The following is a 16,349-nucleotide window of genomic DNA, read 5'->3' as shown; positions in this document are numbered from 1 at the left end:
GCGCGGGAGGCCCGATGTCAACGCGGTGTTGCCGGTTCGGCGCGCCGACCTGCACCGTGCGCCAGGCCGAGTCCTGCGTGATCGAGGAGCGTGGATGTCCCTATTGACCAGCGACGGCGCCACCCTGCGGGCCTTCGCCGATGCGGTGTTGCGGGCCGCCGACCAGACCCTCGACGAGGTCGTCCCCGTGACCCTGGCTGTCATCGGCGGCGTGCTGGCCGAGGCCGAGCCCGGCTCCGTGGCCTTGCAAAGCGCGGATGACGGGCCAGGCCTGCTCTGGGCCACCTTCGCCGGGCGCCAGATGGTGTTCCGCTACAACGTCATGACGGCGATGATCGAGATGCGCGAGGACACCACCGACGGGTATCCCCTACGCCTGTTCGGTCACCGGTCCCTGGCGATGGACGTCGTCAATTTCTTCGGCACGCTGCGTCGCGAGGGCCGGCTCTGACCCTGCGCCTCAGCGGAAGCCCTGATTCCGCAACCGGCAGTAGCCGCCCATATTCTGGTAGCCGGCCGGGCAGTGGCGGACGCAGGCTCCGGCCGCGAACTTGAGCGGCGGTCGGCAGGCGTGGCGGAACTGCTTCTGCCCGTACACGAAGGATTGGGCCGGGCTCTGCGCCGCGGCCGGGAGGGCCGGGAGCGCAAACGCGAGGGCGAGGACAGCTGTCGTAACGGCAAGGCGCAGGGTCATGGTGCTTCCGATCGATGCTGCGTCACGCGAACGATCGACATAACGGGCAAGTCACCACCCGGTCGACAGGATCGCCGTCGGGCAGTTCTGCTCTCGCGGCTGGTATGACCGATGCCGAAGGCGCACTGCCCTGTCGTCACGAGGTTGCGCTCACGCGGCTACCGCAGGCTGTGCTTGCCCCCCTACCCTGCCGTCGCTGTCGAGCGGACAGGGTACCGGTGCCTCGCTTGGTGATCAGGACGCGACCCGCTCCTCGTGCGGCTCCAGGACGGCCATCAGGTCCGCGGTAACCTTGTCGATCGGCTGCATGCCGTCGACGGTCTTCAGCATGTCCTTCGCGGCGTAATAGGCCGACAGCGGCGCCGTCTGGGCGCGATAGGCCTCCAGGCGCTGCTTGAACACCTCGGGGGTGTCGTCCTTGCGCACGGCCTGACCGCGGGCCAGGGTCTCGGCCGCGCGCTTCTCGATCCGGCCGACAAGGGCGTTCTCGTCAACCTTCAGCTCGATGACCGTGGAGAGGCTCAGGCCCTTGCCGGCCAGCATCTCGCTGAGTGCCTCGGCCTGGGCGACAGTCCGCGGGAACCCGTCCAGGATGAAGCCGCGGCGGGCATCCGGCTCCTCGATCCGGTCGGCGACGATGCCGACCACGATCCGGTCAGAGACGAGGCCGCCCGATTCCATCACCGCCTTCGCCTCGAGGCCTACCGGCGTGCCGGCCGCCACCGCCGCGCGCAGCATGTCACCCGTGGAGAGCTGCGGAATGCCGAAGCGCTGCACGATCCGCTCGGATTGCGTTCCCTTCCCCGCACCGGGCGGCCCGAGCAGAATGATACGCATGGCGTTGTCCTCGTTCGGCCCAGTCTCATTGGGCACAAGCCGTGGTGGCGAAGCCTCCCTGGCATCGCCGGATTCGGGGATTTCTAGCCGGTCCCGGGCGCGGAGACACCCGGACCTTTGGGCCAGAGACGGGAGAAGCTTGGTGTCGTCCCGCCTCTGTAGCAGGCCTAGCGCCGGCGTTGCGTGGTCGAGGCGCCACGCAGCTTGGCCTTCTTCACGAGGCCCTCGTACTGGTGGGCCATCAGGTGCCCGTGGATCTGTGCCACCGTGTCCATGGTCACCGAGACCACGATGAGCAGCGAGGTGCCGCCGAAGCCGAGGCTCGCGGCCGCATAGGACGACAGGATCTCCGGGCACAGGCACACGAGGGTCAGGTACAGGGCGCCGATCACCGTGATGCGGGTCAGCACCTTGTCGATGAAGGCCGCGGTGCGCTCGCCCGGGCGGATGCCCGGGATGAAGCCGCCATGCTTCTTCAGGTTGTCGGCCGTCTCCTGCGGATTGAAGACCACCGCAGTGTAGAAGAACGTGAAGAAGATGATCAGCGCCGCGTAGAGCACCATGAACAGCGGCGTGCCGTGGCCGAGATAGGCCGTGACCGTGCCGAGCCAGCCGGTGGCGCCACCGTTGGCCGAGAAGCTCGCGGCGGTGGCCGGCAGCAGCAGTAGCGACGAGGCGAAGATCGGCGGGATCACGCCCGAGGTGTTGAGCTTGAGCGGCAGGAACGAGGTCTGGCCCTCGTACATGCGGTTGCCGACCTGGCGCTTCGGGTAGTTGATCAGGAGGCGGCGCTGGGCCCGCTCCATGAAGACGATGAAATAGACCAGCGCCACGGCGGCGACGCCAACGCCCAGGATGATCGCCGGCGACAGCGCGCCGGTCCGGCCGAGTTCGAGCGCACCCGCGATCGCCACCGGCAGGTGTGCGACGATGCCGGCAAAGATGATCAGCGACGAGCCGTTGCCGATGCCGCGCGAGGTGATCTGCTCACCGAGCCACATCAGGAACAGGGTGCCGCCGGTCAGCGTGATCACGGTCGAGGCGAGGAAGAACGGGCCCGGATCGATCGCGGCCGAGGAGCCTTGAAGGCCGACGGCGATGCCCCAGGACTGGACCAGCGCCAGCACCACCGTGAGGTAGCGGGTGTACTGGTTGATGACCTTGCGGCCGGACTCGCCCTCCTTCTTCAGGGCCTCCAGGCTCGGGATCACCGAGGTCAGGAGCTGCACGATGATCGAGGCCGAGATGTAGGGCATGATGTTCAGGGCGAAGATCGCCATGCGCTCGACGGCGCCGCCCGAGAACATGTTGAACAGGCCCAGCACGCCCCCGGCCTGCTGCTGGAAGTTCCGGGCGAACTGCTCCGGGTCGATGCCGGGGATCGGGATGTACGTGCCCAGCCGGAACACCACGAGGGCGCCGAGCGTGAACCAGATGCGCTTCTTCAGCTCATCGGCCTTGGCGATCGCACCGAAATTGAGGTTGGCGGCAAGCTGCTCGGCGGCTGAGGCCATAAGCGTCGCGTCCTGGAAGTGTCGCCGGGCGGTCGGCACCCGGATGAAATGAAAACGGCGGCCCGCGTGGTCGCAGGGCCGCCGCTCGAAGGATCGGCTTATAGGGAGCGCGGAGCCCGTGCAACGGGTCCCCGGGTCGCTCCCGCAGCGCTCGCTCCCGTCAGGCCGTGGCCGCCTCGCTGCCGCCGCGGGTGGAAGCACCCTGGGCGTAGACGACGCTGACCGAGCCGCCGGCCTTCTCGACCGCCTCGACGGCGGACTTGGAGGCGCGGGTGACCTCGAAGCTGAGCTTCGCGGTCAGCTCGCCGACGCCGAGCAGCTTCACGCCATCGCGCGGACGGGCGATGATGCCGGCCTCGACCAGGCTCTGCACCGTCACGGTGGCGGCCTTGTCGAGCTTGCCCGCATCGACGGCTTCCTGGATCCGGCCGAGATTCACCTCGTTCAGGTCCTGGGCGTAGAGGTTGTTGAAGCCGCGCTTCGGCAGGCGCCGATGCAGCGGCATCTGACCGCCCTCGAAGCCCTTGATGGACACGCCGGTCCGGGCCTTCTGGCCCTTCACGCCGCGGCCTGCGGTCTTGCCCTTGCCGGAGCCGATGCCCCGGCCGACGCGCATCCGGTCCTTGGTGGCGCCGGGATTGTCGCTGATCTGGTTGAGCTTCATCGGAACCTCCTCACGCCACGTCGCCGTGGACGCGCACGAGGTGCGCAACCTTGCGGATCATGCCGCGCACGGAGGGGGTATCCTCCAGCTCGGACACGCGGTGGAGCTTGTTGAGCTTCAGGCCGATCAGCGTCTGGCGCTGGCTGGCCTCGCGGCGGATCGGCGAGCCGATCTGCTCGATGCGGACGGTCTTCTGTGCCATCGGACCCTCCCCTTACGCGACCGCAGCTTCGGACTGGTCGGCCGGATCGGCATCGCGGCGGCGCGACTGGAGGGTCGACACCTTGATGCCGCGGCGGGCCGCCACGGAGCGCGGGCTGTCCTCGTTCTTGAGCGCCTCGAAGGTGGCGCGCACGAGGTTGTAGGGGTTGGACGAACCCAGGGACTTGGCGACGACGTCCTGCATGCCGAGCGTCTCGAACACGGCGCGCATCGGGCCGCCGGCGATGATGCCGGTGCCCTGCGGGGCCGCGCGGAGGATCACCTTGCCGGCGCCGTGGCGGCCGTTGACGTCGTGGTGCAGGGTCCGGCCCTCGCGGAGCGACACGCGGATCAGGCCACGCTTGGCCGCCTCGGTCGCCTTGCGGATGGCCTCCGGCACCTCACGGGCCTTGCCGTGGCCGAAGCCGACGCGGCCCTTCTGGTCGCCGACGACGACGAGGGCCGCGAAGCCGAAGCGACGGCCACCCTTCACCACCTTGGCGACGCGGTTGATGTGGACGAGCTTGTCCACGAACTCGCTGTCGCGCTCCTCGCGATCATCGCGGCGGCCGCGGCCCCCGCCTTCACGTTCACGTGCCATGTTTTTGCAGCCTATCTCACTGGCGCAGATCCGAAGACCCGCTCGCTCGATTCCCCTCCCCCTTGCAGGGAGGGGTTAGGGGTGGGGCGCTGGAGGAGGCACCGTAGCGCCTCATCCTGAATCACCCCAACCTCCAGCTCCTCCCCGCAAGGGGGAGGAGAGACGTTCCTTAGAACTCCAGGCCACCCTCGCGGGCGGCCTCGGCCACGGCCGCGACACGGCCGTGATAGATGTAGCCGGAGCGGTCGAAGATCACCTTCGTGACGCCTGCGGCCTTGGCGCGCTCGGCGACCAGCTTGCCCACCGCCTTGGCGGCGGCGACGTCGGCGCCGGTCTTGAGTTCGCCCTTGAGTGCCTTGTCGATCGACGAGGCGGCGGCCAGCGTCTTGCCGGCGACGTCGTCGATGACCTGCACGTAGATCTGCTTCGACGAGCGGAACACCGAGAGCCGCGGACGGCCATTGGCGGCCGCCCGCAGCGCGCGGCGGACGCGCGCCTTGCGGCGATCGAGGGCTTCGAGCTTGCGAGACATGATGCCCTCCTTACTTCTTCTTGCCTTCCTTGCGGAAGATGAACTCGCCCGCATACCTCACGCCCTTGCCCTTGTAGGGCTCGGGTCCGCGGTAGTCGCGGATCTCGGCGGCGACCTGACCGACCTGCTGGCGGTTGATCCCGGAGATCGTGATCTCGGTGGGCTTCGGGGTTGCGATCGTGATCCCGGCCGGGATCGCGTACTCGATGTCGTGGCTGTAGCCGAGCGACAGCTTGAGGGCCTTGCCGGCCATCGCCGCGCGGTAACCGACGCCGGTGATCTCGAGCTTCTTCTCGAAGCCCTTCGACACGCCTTCGACGATATTGGCGATCTGCGCCCGCGACGTGCCCCACAGGGAGCGCGCCGGCTTGGACTGGTTCACCGGCTGGACCTCGATCGCGCCGTCCTTCATCGCCACGTTGACGAGCGAGGGGACCACGAAGGACAGCTCGCCCTTCGAACCCTTCATCTTCACCGTCTGACCGGTGACCGTGGCGGTAACGCCGGCCGGCACAGGGACCGGCTTCTTGCCTACGCGAGACATGGGAAAACCTCCTTATGCCCCGATCAGAACACGGTGCAGAGCACTTCACCGCCGACGTTGCGCTCGCGCGCCTCGTGGTCGGCCATGACGCCCTGCGGGGTGGAGACGATGGTGACGCCGAGGCCGTCGGCCACGTGCGGCAGCTCGCCGACCGACGAGTAGACCCGGCGGCCCGGCTTCGACACGCGCTTGATCTCGCGGATCACGGGGCGCCCGTCGTAGTACTTGAGCTCGATGGCGAACTCGGTGCGGCCGTTGCCGAGGTCGGTCGCCGCGTAGTCGCGGATGTAGCCCTCGGACTTCAGCACGTCGAGGACGCTGGCGCGCAGGCGCGAGCCGGGCGTCTGGACGACGTTGCGACGGCGCAGCTGGCCGTTGCGGATGCGGGTGAGCATGTCGCCCACGGGATCGTTGACCATGGGGACCTCCTTACCAGCTCGACTTGACCAGGCCGGGGATCAGGCCCCGGTTGCCAAGCTCGCGCAGTGCGACGCGCGAGATGCCCATCTTGCGGTAATAGGCGCGCGGGCGGCCGGTCATGCCGCAGCGGTTGCGGATGCGGGTGGCCGACGAGTTGCGCGGCAGTTCCGCGAGCTTGAGGCGCGCCTCGAAGCGCTCCTCCATCTCGAGGCCATCGTTGTTGGCGATCTCGAGGAGCGCCTTCCGCTTGGCCGCGAAGCGCTTCACCAGCGCCTTGCGGGCCTCGTTCTTCTCGACTGAGCTTTTCTTCGACATGTGGTCTATCTCCGGTGTCCGCGTCTGAAGCCCGAGGGCTTCACTGCCGGAACGGGAACTGGAAGGCGGCGAGGAGAGCCTTGGCCTCGGCATCGGTCTTGGCGGTGGTCGCCACGACGATGTCCATGCCCCAGGTCTGCTCGGCCTTGTCGTAGGAGATCTCCGGGAACACGAGGTGCTCCTTGAGACCCAGGGCGTAGTTGCCGCGGCCGTCGAACGAGCGCGGGTTCAGGCCGCGGAAGTCGCGCACGCGCGGCAGCGCGATCGTGATCAGCCGGTCCATGAACTCGTACATGCGCTGCTTGCGCAGGGTCACCTTGCAGCCGATCGGCATGCCCTCGCGGACCTTGAAGGTCGCGATGGCCTTGCGGGCCTTGGTGATGACCGGCTTCTGGCCGGCGATGAGGGCGAGATCGCCCGCAGCCACCGAGGCCTTCTTCGAATCCGCGGTGGACTCGCCGACGCCCATGTTGATCACGATCTTCGTGATCTGGGGCACTTCCATGGGGTTCTTGTAGCCGAACTCCTCGATCAGCTTCTGGCGAACCACTTCCTCGTAGTGCTTGCGCAGACGGGGGGTGTAGGCGTTCTTGTCGGCCTCAGCCATCGATCTGATCCCCCGTGGTCTTGGCGAACCGGACCTTGCGCCCGTCTTCGAGTATGCGGAAACCCACGCGGGTCGGCTTGCCGTTGGCGTCCGCGACCGCGATGTTCGAGAGCTGGATGGCGGCCTCCTTGGAGATGATGCCGCCTTCCTGGTTCTGGGTCTGCTTCTGGTGCTTCTTGACCAGGTTGATGCCGCGCACGAAGGCCCGGCCTTCCTTCGGCAGAACCTGGATCACCTCGCCCGACCGGCCCGAATCGCGGCCGGTGAGCACGACGACCTTGTCGCCCTTCTTGATCTTGGCAGCCATCACAGCACCTCCGGAGCCAGGGAGATGATCTTCATGTGGTTGCGGGCGCGGAGCTCGCGCGGCACCGGTCCGAAGATACGGGTGCCGATCGGCTCCTTCTGATTGTTGATCAGGACCGCGGCGTTCTTGTCGAAGCGGATGACCGAACCGTCGGCACGCTTCACGTCCTTGGCGGTGCGGACGACGACCGCCTTCATGACGTCGCCCTTCTTGACGCGACCGCGCGGGATCGCCTCCTTGACCGAGACGACGATGACGTCGCCCACGCCGGCATATTTGCGCTTCGACCCGCCGAGAACCTTGATGCACATCACACGGCGTGCACCCGAGTTGTCGGCGACGTCCAGATTCGTCTGCATCTGGATCACGTGCGTGACTCCTTGTTTCAGGCGGGTTTCCGCACACGGACGGTATTGCCCGGCGGACGACGCCTGATGGGGACTTGACGTCCCCGGCTCATGTGTTCGACCGCGCTGGCGGTGTCATGCGACACCGGCGCGGTCACCGCGTTCACAGGGTGCGAGCACCCATCGAAATTCTCGCGAAGGCCGGGCGGATACTACGGGCGGCCCGCGATGGCAAGCCGAACGGCGCGAAATCGTTCATCCCGGGTGGGTGGTATGATCCAGCGCGGAGGCTGGTTCGCGGCGGCGCGGCCCGCGTGGCGCTTTGCGCGCCGCGTGCGGAGCGTTGGTCCTGCCGTCCCGGTATCCGGGAGCGGGAGCGTGCCACCAGTCCCGGACCCGTTTCCCGAACGGATGGGGCGGGGCGGAACCGGGCGCGAGAGCCGGCCGGCGATTCGCCATGAAGCGGCAGGCGAATCCGGATCGCGCCGGACGTGGCGCAACCCGACCCGGGATCAGCGTCCCGGTTCGCCTATCCCGACGTGCAACGACCGGCACGCCCCTCGGCGCACCGGTCGCAAGGCTTGCACGGGCCGGGATCAGGCCGGCTGGCCGGCCGATTCGAACAGGAAACCGTCGAGGCTCGGGATCGTCACCGCCGCGCCGCTCGTCGGCTTCGACAGGCGCCAGGGGCGCTCCGAGCGGGCGCGAATGGCCTCGGACGGGCGGAGCCGCCGCATGAGGCCGTCCTCGCCCACCTCTTCGATCGCCAGGAACCCGTAGACCTGGAGCCGGGAGGCCGTGAGCTTCATCCCGCGATCCTCCGCGGCAACGACCATGCTGCCGGTGGCGTAGAGCGCGTCCAGCAGGGACCGCTGCTCGCTGCGGCGCCGGTTCCGCGCCTCCCGCTCGCCCGGCGCCTGAGCGGGGACGGCCCGCCGGAACGGAACGACGTTGCTGACCGCGACGCAACCCATACGCAACACCCTTGACGCGAACTTGAGCGGCGTCCCGGCCGCTCGTTGATCGCGACAATTCGACGGAGGCCTTTAATTCTCCGTAGACCCTGATGGCGCTCTCCTGCCCCGATCCGGCACGCCCCGGGCGGCAACCCGGCAGGATTTGCCGCCTCGCAACCGATGCCGGGGATACGCCTCCGACCCGCCCGCCCGCGGACCTGATCGTCTGCCGGCGCCTGGACCGGCGACGGCGGGTCGAAGCGGCCCTCTCAGGCTCGATGGACCGTCACCGAGCGCGGCCGGGCGAGCCGGGAGGCCAGCCCGTCGAGGGACACGCACAGGATGCCGTAGACGGCGCCGACGAACAGGAAGATCTCGGTGGGGTAGATCATGGCGCGGTTGTTCACCTGCGCGGCCACGAAGGAGAGTTCGGGCACCCCGATCACGTAGGCGAGCGACGTGTCCTTGATGAGCGCCGTCCACTGATTGACGAAGGACGGCGCCATCGCCCGTAGCGCCTGCGGCAGGACGATGAACCGCAAGGTCGGCCAGCGGCCGAAGCCGAGCGCCAGCCCCGCTTCCCACTGGCCGCGGCCGACGCTCTCGATTCCCGCCGCCACTCCGTAGGACAGATAGGCACCCCCGACGAGCGACAGGGCCGCCACCACGGTCCCGATCTCGGGGACCGACAGGCCGAACAGGATCGGCAGCAGGAAGTAGAGCCAGAAGATCAGCATCACGATCGGCACGGCCCGCAAGAGGCCGAGCCCGACGGCGAGGGCGGCGCGGGTGGCCCCGGCGCTCATCGCGAGCCCGAGGCCCAGGATCAAACCCAGCACGGCCGAGACGAGACCGGACAGGCCGGAGAGTATCAGAGTCAGGGCAAGCCCGCCGATCGGCCCGTCAGGCCAGGCCCCGACCAGCAGGTAACCGAGATTGTCTGTGATGACCGACAGAGTCATCGCCGCGAACCTGCCGGGCGGGAGCGGCGCGCCAGGGCTTGCCCCGCCATTTCCACCGCCGCCACCGCGCCGACATAGAGCAGCGTCGCGATTCCGAAGGCCTGGAAAGTCTTGAAGGTCTCCGTCTCGACCTGCCGGGATGCGTAGGATAGCTCCGCCAGACCGATCGTCATGGTCAGCGACGTGTTCTTGATCGTGTTCAGGTACTGGCCGACGATCGGCAGCCAGGCGAGGCGCAGGGCCTGGGGAAGCACGATGTGGCGGAAGGCCTGGACCGGCGTGAGGCCGAGGGCGAGGGCCGCCCCCCGCTGGGCCGCACGGACGCCGTTGATCCCGGCGCGGGCCTCTTCGGCGATGTAAGCGCCAGCGTAGAGCGTGAGCCCGCAGAATCCGGCCAGCGTCTCGTAGGCAGGCCAGTACAGGGCGCCGACACCCAGGTTCAGGACATGCGGCGCATTCAGCCAGACGGTGATCGCTCGCGGAAGAAGGGCGGCCGCCGCGAAGTACCAGACGAAGAGCTGCACCAGCAGCGGGGTGTTGCGGACGAGACCGACATAGCCGGCCACGGCGCGCCGCCCCGCTTCGCCGCCCACTTCGCGCAGGCTGCAGGCCGCGAGCCCCAGCGCCGTGCCCGCAAGGCAGACGGCGGCCGACAGGGCCAGGGTCACTCCGAAGCCCTGAAGCAGCCAGGCGAGATAGCGGGGCGCCAGAAGATCGCCGACCAGCTGATCCACTTCCGCCGCTCCGCCTCCGCTAGAGGTGGTCGCCGATCCGGAACAGGCGCGGCAGCGGCTGCTCGGTCTTCGGCCCGAACCAGCTTTCGTAGATCGCCGCCGCCTTTCCGCTCGCCTCCAGGTCGCGCAGGGTCTCGTTCACGAATTCCCGCAGTCGTGTTTCGCCCTTCGGGATGCCGATGCCGATGTAGTCGTTGGAGATGCTGAAGGGCGGGATCTCGTAGTTCTCCCGGTCCGGCACCTTCGCCAGCAAGCCGACGAGCTTCGGCCCATCCTGCGTGATCGCCTGGACGTTGCCGTTGCGCAGGGCAGTGAACGCGAAGGGTGTGTCGTCGAAGGCGACAACGGTTGCCTTCGGGAAGTCGCGGCGCAGCACGATCTCGTTGGTCGTTCCCTTGTCGGCACCGATCCGGAGCCCGTTCAGCTGGTCAGGCGAGGACAGGGTGCCTTTCTTCGCCAGGAACTGCTGGCCGGAGGCGAAGTACGGGATGCTGAAATCGAGCTGCCTCGCCCGCTCCTCCGTGATGGTGAAGTTCGCCAGCACCAGATCGACCTTGCCGGAGGTGAGCAGCGGGATGCGATTGGCCGGGTTGGTCGGCCGGACCTCCAGCTTCACGCCGAGCTTGTCGGCGAGGGCCTGCGCGTAGTCGAGATCGAGTCCGGTGATCCGCTTCGTCGCCGGATCGACGAAGCCGAAGGGCGGATTGCTGTCGAACGCGGCCACCCGGAGAATGCCGGCCTTCTTGATGTCGTCGAGACGGTCGGCTTGGGCGGCACCCACCGACAGGAACGTTGCCAGGGCGAGGGCGAAGAGACGGCGCACGGGTATCTCCATTGACGTCGGCGAACACGATTCGGCACGGCCAGCGATGACGAACGATCCTCGGCCGTGCCGACCAAGTCGAGCGGTCAGCCATCGAAGATGTTCTGCCCGACTCGTCCGAGCACCGGCAGTGTTCTACGAAGGTGTTGCCTCGATCAACGGTCCGGATTTTCTTTCTTTATCGGATCCGGAGCACGGAACGCCGGTGTCGCGCCGGAGAACGCGGTGGATCTTTCTTCCGAGGGGCGAGGCCGTCCCTGTGGCCACGCTGAGATCCCGGAGCCGGCAGGCCGCGGTAGCCGCAGAATCAGATCGGCACCCGGCACCGTTTTCAGCCGAGGATGCCGCGCGCCACGCCCGCGCCGTCGTGGCAGGCCGCCGCCGGCCCGACCGAACCCCGGCGACATGCAGCGACCGGCGCCGTGCGCGTGACGCGGCTTCAGATTGCACGCCTGCGCCATGTCCCTCGACACCGCAACCCGCCGCTCTGTCCGATCGGACAAGCGCGATTCGTCGGACGGGTTTCGCGATCCTGATCGCATTCAATTCCGGATCGGCGCTCCGACGGGCTGTCCCGATCGGTGCCGCGTCCGGGACCCGCCGCGGCGCACAGAACGGCCGATCGCGCGCCTTGACCGAACCTTAACCTCCGCCGCGGCGCAGTTTTCTGCCGCGACCGCATTGACCTCCCGGGCAACGGCGGCTAGAAGCGCGCCACTTCGGACGGCCATCGGCTGCCGACGGCCCTTGGGCATACCCCCGGACGCTGTCGCAATCGCCCCGAGCGCTCCGAGGGTTCAAATCGCCTGACGCTTGAGTCAGATCCGTAGGTACGAGCGCGTTCGTTTCGGGCGTGCTCCTCTGCCCACACCGCGCCGAGGGTCCGTGACAGGCCCTCCGGCGCATATTCGTTTTGCGGATTGCCCAGCGCAGTCCGGCCTAGGTGACCGAGGAAGAGGGCACAGGATGCCGACGATCAACCAGCTGATCGCCCAGCCGCGGAAGATCCAGCGGAGCCGCAACAAGGTTCCGGCGCTCGACGCTTGCCCGCAGAAGCGCGGCGTCTGCACCCGCGTGTACACGACGACCCCGAAGAAGCCGAACTCGGCGCTCCGCAAGGTCGCCAAGGTCCGCCTCACCAACGGCTTCGAGGTGATCGGCTACATCCCGGGTGAGGGTCACAACCTTCAGGAGCACTCCGTGGTCATGATCCGCGGCGGCCGCGTGAAGGATCTTCCGGGTGTGCGCTACCACATCCTGCGCGGCGTGCTCGACACGCAGGGCGTGAAGAACCGCAAGCAGCGCCGTTCGAAGTACGGCGCCAAGCGTCCGAAGTAAGTCGGCCGCCCGGATTTTTCCCGGGCGCCGGTCTGCGTTTCCACGGCCTCGCAAGGATGTCGCCGGCCTCACGGCTCAGGCGGCCTGCGCGGGGCGCTTAAGATCTTTTCGTTCGAGAGTCTCTGAAGATGTCCCGTCGTCACTCTGCCGAGAAGCGTGAGATCATCCCGGACCCGAAGTACGGGGACGTGGTGCTGACGAAGTTCATGAACTCCATCATGTACGAGGGCAAGAAGTCGACCGCCGAGCGGATCGTCTACGGTGCCTTCGACATCGTCGAGAACCGCGCCCGCGCCAACCCGATCGAGGTGTTCCGCGCCGCCCTCGACAACGTCGCCCCGATGATCGAGGTCCGCTCCCGCCGCGTCGGCGGCGCGACCTACCAGGTCCCGGTCGAGGTGCGCACCGAGCGTCGTCAGGCCCTGGCCATCCGCTGGCTGATCCAGGCGGCCCGCTCGCGCAACGACCGGACCATGATCGAGCGTCTCTCCGCCGAGCTGCTCGACGCCGCGAACAACCGCGGCAACGCCGTCAAGAAGCGCGAAGACACGCACCGGATGGCGGAAGCCAACCGCGCCTTCTCGCATTACCGCTGGTAAGCGGTTCCGCCGTCTCTCAGGAGCAATCCGATGCCCCGCACGCACGCGATCGAGGACTACCGCAACTTCGGCATCATGGCCCACATTGATGCCGGCAAGACCACGACGACCGAGCGGATCCTCTACTACACCGGAAAGTCCCACAAGATCGGCGAGGTCCATGAGGGCGCCGCCACCATGGACTGGATGGCGCAGGAGCAGGAGCGTGGCATCACGATCACCTCGGCTGCGACGACCTGCTTCTGGCGCGACAAGCGCCTGAACATCATCGACACCCCCGGCCACGTCGACTTCACCATCGAGGTGGAGCGCTCGCTCCGCGTGCTGGACGGTGCCGTGTGTGTGCTCGACGGCAACCAGGGCGTCGAGCCGCAGACCGAGACCGTGTGGCGTCAGGCCGACAAGTACGACGTGCCGCGCGTCGTGTTCGTCAACAAGATGGACAAGATCGGCGCCGACTTCTTCAAGTGCGTCGCCGACATCATCGACCGCGTCGCCGGCAAGCCCGTCTGCCTGCAGCTGCCGATCGGCGCCGAGTCCAACTTCCAGGGCGTCATCGACCTCATCAAGATGAAGGCGATCGTCTGGTCGGGCGAGGCGCTCGGCGCCAACTTCGACGAGGCCGAGATCCCGGCCGACCTGAAGGACCAAGCGGTCGAGTACCGCACCAAGCTGGTCGAAGCCTGCGTCGAGCTCGACGACGAGGCGATGTCGGCCTACCTCGACGGCACCGAGCCGGACGAGGCGACCATGCGCAAGCTCGTGCGCAAGGCCGTGCAGCTGCGCGCCTTCCACCCGGTGCTGTGCGGCTCGGCGTTCAAGAACAAGGGCGTGCAGCCGCTCCTCGACGCCGTCGTGGACTACCTGCCCTCCCCGGCCGATCGCGGCGAGATCAAGGGCATCGACTTCAAGACCGAGGAAGAGACCGTCCGTCACCCGACGGATTCGGATCCCTTCTCCATGCTCGCCTTCAAGATCATGGACGATCCCCACGTCGGCACGATCACCTTCTGCCGCGTGTATTCCGGCAAGGTCGAGACCGGCGCCAACGTCCTGAACTCGTCGCGCGACAAGAAGGAGCGCGTCGGCCGCATGCTCCTGATGCACGCCAACAACCGTGAGGACATCAAGGAGGCCTTCGCGGGCGACATCGTCGCCCTGGCCGGCCTCAAGGATACCCGCACCGGCGACACGCTCTGCGATCCGCAGAAGGCCGTGATCCTCGAGAAGATGGAGTTCCCCGAGCCCGTCATCGAGATCGCCGTCGAGCCGAAGTCTAAGGCCGACCAGGAGAAGCTCGGCATCGCGCTCTCGAAGCTCGCCGCCGAGGACCCCTCCTTCCGCGTCTCCACCGACCAGGAATCGGGCCAGACCATCCTCAAGGGGATGGGCGAGCTCCACCTGGACATCAAGGTCGACATCCTGCGCCGCACCTACAAGGTCGACGCGAATATCGGTCAGCCGCAGGTGGCCTACCGCGAGAAGCTGACCCGCCGTCAGGAGATCGACTACACGCACAAGAAGCAGACCGGCGGTACCGGTCAGTTCGCCCGCGTGAAGTTCGTGGTCGAGCCGAACGAGCCGGGCGCCGGCTTCTCGTTCGAGTCGAAGATCGTCGGTGGCGCGGTGCCGAAGGAATACATCCCGGGCGTCGAGAAGGGCCTGAACTCGGTCCTCGGCGCGGGCGTGCTCGCCGGCTTCCCGGTGGTCGACGTGAAGGTCGAGCTGGTCGACGGCGCCTACCACGACGTCGACTCGTCGGCGCTGGCCTTTGAGATCGCCTCCCGCGCGGCCTTCCGTGAGGCCCTGCAGAAGGGCGGATCGGTCCTGCTCGAGCCGGTGATGAAGGTCGAGGTCGTCTCGCCGGAAGAGTATACCGGCTCGGTCATCGGCGACCTGAATTCTCGCCGCGGCCAGATCCAGGGCCAGGACATGCGCGGCAACGCCAACGTCATCAACGCGATGGTGCCGCTGGCCAACATGTTCGGCTACGTGAACCAGCTGCGCTCCTTCTCGCAGGGCCGCGCCAACTTCACGATGCAGTTCGACCACTATGAAGAGGTGCCGCGCGGCGAGGCCGACAAGGTCATCGCCAAGTACGCCTGAGGCTCACGCCTCAGCATCTCTTCTTCCGCAACACGAATTCGAATTTAGGAGGCTCTGATGGGCAAGGAAAAGTTCTCCCGCACCAAGCCGCACTGCAACATTGGCACGATTGGTCACGTTGACCACGGCAAGACGTCTCTGACGGCGGCGATCACGAAGGTTCTGGCTGAGACGGGCGGGGCGACGTTCACGGCCTACGACCAGATCGACAAGGCTCCGGAGGAGAAGGCGCGCGGGATCACGATCTCGACGGCGCACGTGGAGTACGAGACGCAGAACCGTCACTACGCGCACGTGGATTGCCCCGGCCACGCCGACTACGTGAAGAACATGATCACGGGCGCGGCGCAGATGGACGGCGCGATCCTGGTGGTGTCGGCGGCCGACGGCCCGATGCCGCAGACCCGCGAGCACATCCTTCTGGCGCGCCAGGTCGGCGTTCCGGCGCTGGTGGTGTTCCTCAACAAGGTCGACATGGTCGACGACGAGGAGCTTCTGGAGCTGGTCGAGCTGGAGGTGCGCGAGCTTCTCTCGAAGTACGACTTCCCCGGCGACGACATCCCGATCACCAAGGGCTCGGCGCTGATGGCGCTGGAGGACAAGGAGCCGAAGATCGGCAAGGAGGCCGTTCTGGCGCTGATGGCGACGGTGGATGCCTACATCCCGCAGCCGGAGCGTCCGATCGACCTGCCGTTCCTGATGCCGATCGAGGACGTGTTCTCGATCTCGGGCCGCGGCACGGTCGTGACGGGCCGGGTCGAGCGCGGGATCGTGAAGGTCGGCGAGACGGTGGAGATCGTCGGCATCCGCGACACGCAGACCACGACGGTCACGGGCGTGGAGATGTTCCGCAAGCTGCTCGACCAGGGCCAGGCGGGCGACAACGTCGGGGTGCTGCTGCGCGGCACGAAGCGCGAGGACGTGGAGCGCGGCCAGGTCGTGTGCAAGCCGGGTTCGGTGAAGCCGCACTCGAAGTTCAAGGCCGAGGCCTACATCCTGACCAAGGAGGAGGGTGGCCGTCACACGCCGTTCTTCACCAACTACCGGCCGCAGTTCTACTTCCGCACGACGGACGTGACCGGGATCTGCACGCTTCCCGAAGGCACCGAGATGGTGATGCCGGGCGACAACGTGACCATGGACGTGGCGCTGATCGTGCCGGTGGCCATGGAGGAGAAGCTGCGCTTCGCCATCCGCGAGGGCGGCCGCACCGTCGGCGCCGGCGTCGTCGCCGCCATCAACGACTGA

General features: G+C 67.5%; 22 protein-coding genes. 5 read left to right on the top strand and 17 right to left on the bottom strand.

Annotated elements, in window-relative coordinates:
- The first annotated feature begins 94 nt into the window (after positions 1 to 94).
- Positions 95 to 451, top strand: coding sequence for a hypothetical protein (locus BLT59_RS28875; RefSeq protein ID WP_091789251.1), 357 nt, complete (start codon positions 95 to 97; stop codon positions 449 to 451).
- A 9-nt stretch (positions 452 to 460) separates the two neighbouring features.
- Here the strand turns inward: BLT59_RS28875 and BLT59_RS28870 are convergent, their stop codons facing one another.
- The 17 genes from BLT59_RS28870 to BLT59_RS28790 form a co-directional block, all read right to left on the bottom strand.
- Complete coding sequence (locus tag BLT59_RS28870) at positions 461 to 694, bottom strand: hypothetical protein (protein ID WP_091789248.1); 234 nt, start codon at positions 692 to 694, stop codon at positions 461 to 463.
- 234 nt (positions 695 to 928) lie between these two features.
- A complete protein-coding gene (locus BLT59_RS28865; protein ID WP_091789245.1) occupies positions 929 to 1,531 on the bottom strand; it encodes an adenylate kinase in 603 nt (200 codons plus the stop codon).
- A gap of 167 nt (positions 1,532 to 1,698) precedes the next feature.
- Entirely contained in the window at positions 1,699 to 3,045 is a 1,347-nt protein-coding gene (gene secY, locus BLT59_RS28860; protein WP_091789241.1) for a preprotein translocase subunit SecY, read from the bottom strand.
- 160 nt (positions 3,046 to 3,205) lie between these two features.
- Positions 3,206 to 3,709, bottom strand: a complete 504-nt coding sequence (rplO, locus tag BLT59_RS28855; protein ID WP_091789238.1) for a 50S ribosomal protein L15 — start codon at positions 3,707 to 3,709, stop codon at positions 3,206 to 3,208.
- A 10-nt stretch (positions 3,710 to 3,719) separates the two neighbouring features.
- Positions 3,720 to 3,911: a 50S ribosomal protein L30 gene (rpmD, locus tag BLT59_RS28850; RefSeq protein WP_020096280.1), complete on the bottom strand. Its 192-nt coding sequence runs from the start codon at positions 3,909 to 3,911 to the stop codon at positions 3,720 to 3,722.
- A 12-nt stretch (positions 3,912 to 3,923) separates the two neighbouring features.
- The gene (gene rpsE / locus BLT59_RS28845; RefSeq protein WP_043355033.1) at positions 3,924 to 4,511 is read right to left on the bottom strand and encodes a 30S ribosomal protein S5; all 588 of its coding nucleotides are present in this window, start codon (positions 4,509 to 4,511) and stop codon (positions 3,924 to 3,926) included.
- 169 nt (positions 4,512 to 4,680) lie between these two features.
- Positions 4,681 to 5,043 (bottom strand): 50S ribosomal protein L18, encoded by a 363-nt coding sequence (rplR, locus tag BLT59_RS28840; protein WP_010686176.1) that lies wholly within the window; start codon positions 5,041 to 5,043, stop codon positions 4,681 to 4,683.
- Positions 5,044 to 5,053: 10 nt separating this feature from the next.
- Positions 5,054 to 5,587 carry a 50S ribosomal protein L6 gene (rplF, locus tag BLT59_RS28835; RefSeq protein WP_091789235.1) on the bottom strand — a complete coding sequence of 178 codons (534 nt, stop codon included), beginning with the start codon at positions 5,585 to 5,587 and terminating at the stop codon, positions 5,054 to 5,056.
- A gap of 23 nt (positions 5,588 to 5,610) precedes the next feature.
- On the bottom strand, positions 5,611 to 6,006 hold the full coding sequence (gene rpsH / locus BLT59_RS28830; RefSeq protein ID WP_010686178.1) for a 30S ribosomal protein S8: 396 nt from the start codon (positions 6,004 to 6,006) through the stop codon (positions 5,611 to 5,613).
- A 10-nt stretch (positions 6,007 to 6,016) separates the two neighbouring features.
- Positions 6,017 to 6,322, bottom strand: coding sequence for a 30S ribosomal protein S14 (gene rpsN / locus BLT59_RS28825; RefSeq protein ID WP_091789232.1), 306 nt, complete (start codon positions 6,320 to 6,322; stop codon positions 6,017 to 6,019).
- Between the two features lie 40 nt (positions 6,323 to 6,362).
- Positions 6,363 to 6,929 carry a 50S ribosomal protein L5 gene (rplE, locus tag BLT59_RS28820; RefSeq protein WP_091789229.1) on the bottom strand — a complete coding sequence of 189 codons (567 nt, stop codon included), beginning with the start codon at positions 6,927 to 6,929 and terminating at the stop codon, positions 6,363 to 6,365.
- On the bottom strand, positions 6,922 to 7,236 hold the full coding sequence (rplX, locus tag BLT59_RS28815; protein ID WP_012319178.1) for a 50S ribosomal protein L24: 315 nt from the start codon (positions 7,234 to 7,236) through the stop codon (positions 6,922 to 6,924). The genes rplE and rplX overlap by 8 nt, the downstream gene beginning before the upstream one ends.
- Complete coding sequence (gene rplN, locus BLT59_RS28810) at positions 7,236 to 7,604, bottom strand: 50S ribosomal protein L14 (RefSeq protein ID WP_010686182.1); 369 nt, start codon at positions 7,602 to 7,604, stop codon at positions 7,236 to 7,238. Before rplN ends, rplX begins: the two co-directional genes overlap by 1 nt.
- Before the next feature lie 575 nt (positions 7,605 to 8,179).
- A complete protein-coding gene (locus tag BLT59_RS28805) occupies positions 8,180 to 8,557 on the bottom strand; it encodes a hypothetical protein (RefSeq protein ID WP_091789225.1) in 378 nt (125 codons plus the stop codon).
- Positions 8,558 to 8,808: 251 nt separating this feature from the next.
- Positions 8,809 to 9,501 carry an amino acid ABC transporter permease gene (locus tag BLT59_RS28800; RefSeq protein ID WP_091789222.1) on the bottom strand — a complete coding sequence of 231 codons (693 nt, stop codon included), beginning with the start codon at positions 9,499 to 9,501 and terminating at the stop codon, positions 8,809 to 8,811.
- The gene (locus BLT59_RS28795) at positions 9,498 to 10,235 is read right to left on the bottom strand and encodes an amino acid ABC transporter permease (protein WP_210186001.1); all 738 of its coding nucleotides are present in this window, start codon (positions 10,233 to 10,235) and stop codon (positions 9,498 to 9,500) included. Before BLT59_RS28795 ends, BLT59_RS28800 begins: the two co-directional genes overlap by 4 nt.
- A gap of 19 nt (positions 10,236 to 10,254) precedes the next feature.
- Complete coding sequence (locus BLT59_RS28790; protein ID WP_210186000.1) at positions 10,255 to 11,058, bottom strand: ABC transporter substrate-binding protein; 804 nt, start codon at positions 11,056 to 11,058, stop codon at positions 10,255 to 10,257.
- Positions 11,059 to 12,024: 966 nt separating this feature from the next.
- Here BLT59_RS28790 and rpsL point away from each other — a divergent pair.
- The 4 genes from rpsL (at position 12,025) to tuf (ending at position 16,349) form a co-directional block, all read left to right on the top strand.
- Complete coding sequence (rpsL, locus tag BLT59_RS28785) at positions 12,025 to 12,396, top strand: 30S ribosomal protein S12 (RefSeq protein WP_007557568.1); 372 nt, start codon at positions 12,025 to 12,027, stop codon at positions 12,394 to 12,396.
- A gap of 128 nt (positions 12,397 to 12,524) precedes the next feature.
- Positions 12,525 to 12,995: a 30S ribosomal protein S7 gene (gene rpsG / locus BLT59_RS28780; protein WP_007557567.1), complete on the top strand. Its 471-nt coding sequence runs from the start codon at positions 12,525 to 12,527 to the stop codon at positions 12,993 to 12,995.
- 30 nt (positions 12,996 to 13,025) lie between these two features.
- Entirely contained in the window at positions 13,026 to 15,101 is a 2,076-nt protein-coding gene (gene fusA / locus BLT59_RS28775) for an elongation factor G (RefSeq protein WP_091789217.1), read from the top strand.
- Between the two features lie 57 nt (positions 15,102 to 15,158).
- Entirely contained in the window at positions 15,159 to 16,349 is a 1,191-nt protein-coding gene (gene tuf, locus BLT59_RS28770) for an elongation factor Tu (protein WP_091778141.1), read from the top strand.

Source organism: Methylobacterium sp. UNC378MF (assembly GCF_900103195.1).
Lineage (GTDB): Bacteria > Pseudomonadota > Alphaproteobacteria > Rhizobiales > Beijerinckiaceae > Methylobacterium.
This window is presented reverse-complemented; position numbering and strand designations above follow the sequence as displayed.

Bases quoted from the DNA above. Each gene is read 5' to 3' on its own strand.
- BLT59_RS28875 (WP_091789251.1), top strand. From the start codon at position 95: ATGTCCCTATTGACCAGCGACGGCGCCACCCTGCGGGCCTTCGCCGAT.
- BLT59_RS28870 (WP_091789248.1), bottom strand. From the start codon at position 694: ATGACCCTGCGCCTTGCCGTTACGACAGCTGTCCTCGCCCTCGCGTTT.
- BLT59_RS28865 (WP_091789245.1), bottom strand. From the start codon at position 1,531: ATGCGTATCATTCTGCTCGGGCCGCCCGGTGCGGGGAAGGGAACGCAA.
- secY (WP_091789241.1), bottom strand. From the start codon at position 3,045: ATGGCCTCAGCCGCCGAGCAGCTTGCCGCCAACCTCAATTTCGGTGCG.
- rplO (WP_091789238.1), bottom strand. From the start codon at position 3,709: ATGAAGCTCAACCAGATCAGCGACAATCCCGGCGCCACCAAGGACCGG.
- rpmD (WP_020096280.1), bottom strand. From the start codon at position 3,911: ATGGCACAGAAGACCGTCCGCATCGAGCAGATCGGCTCGCCGATCCGC.
- rpsE (WP_043355033.1), bottom strand. From the start codon at position 4,511: ATGGCACGTGAACGTGAAGGCGGGGGCCGCGGCCGCCGCGATGATCGC.
- rplR (WP_010686176.1), bottom strand. From the start codon at position 5,043: ATGTCTCGCAAGCTCGAAGCCCTCGATCGCCGCAAGGCGCGCGTCCGC.
- rplF (WP_091789235.1), bottom strand. From the start codon at position 5,587: ATGTCTCGCGTAGGCAAGAAGCCGGTCCCTGTGCCGGCCGGCGTTACC.
- rpsH (WP_010686178.1), bottom strand. From the start codon at position 6,006: ATGGTCAACGATCCCGTGGGCGACATGCTCACCCGCATCCGCAACGGC.
- rpsN (WP_091789232.1), bottom strand. From the start codon at position 6,322: ATGTCGAAGAAAAGCTCAGTCGAGAAGAACGAGGCCCGCAAGGCGCTG.
- rplE (WP_091789229.1), bottom strand. From the start codon at position 6,929: ATGGCTGAGGCCGACAAGAACGCCTACACCCCCCGTCTGCGCAAGCAC.
- rplX (WP_012319178.1), bottom strand. From the start codon at position 7,236: ATGGCTGCCAAGATCAAGAAGGGCGACAAGGTCGTCGTGCTCACCGGC.
- BLT59_RS28805 (WP_091789225.1), bottom strand. From the start codon at position 8,557: ATGGGTTGCGTCGCGGTCAGCAACGTCGTTCCGTTCCGGCGGGCCGTC.
- BLT59_RS28800 (WP_091789222.1), bottom strand. From the start codon at position 9,501: ATGACTCTGTCGGTCATCACAGACAATCTCGGTTACCTGCTGGTCGGG.
- rpsL (WP_007557568.1), top strand. From the start codon at position 12,025: ATGCCGACGATCAACCAGCTGATCGCCCAGCCGCGGAAGATCCAGCGG.
- rpsG (WP_007557567.1), top strand. From the start codon at position 12,525: ATGTCCCGTCGTCACTCTGCCGAGAAGCGTGAGATCATCCCGGACCCG.
- fusA (WP_091789217.1), top strand. From the start codon at position 13,026: ATGCCCCGCACGCACGCGATCGAGGACTACCGCAACTTCGGCATCATG.
- tuf (WP_091778141.1), top strand. From the start codon at position 15,159: ATGGGCAAGGAAAAGTTCTCCCGCACCAAGCCGCACTGCAACATTGGC.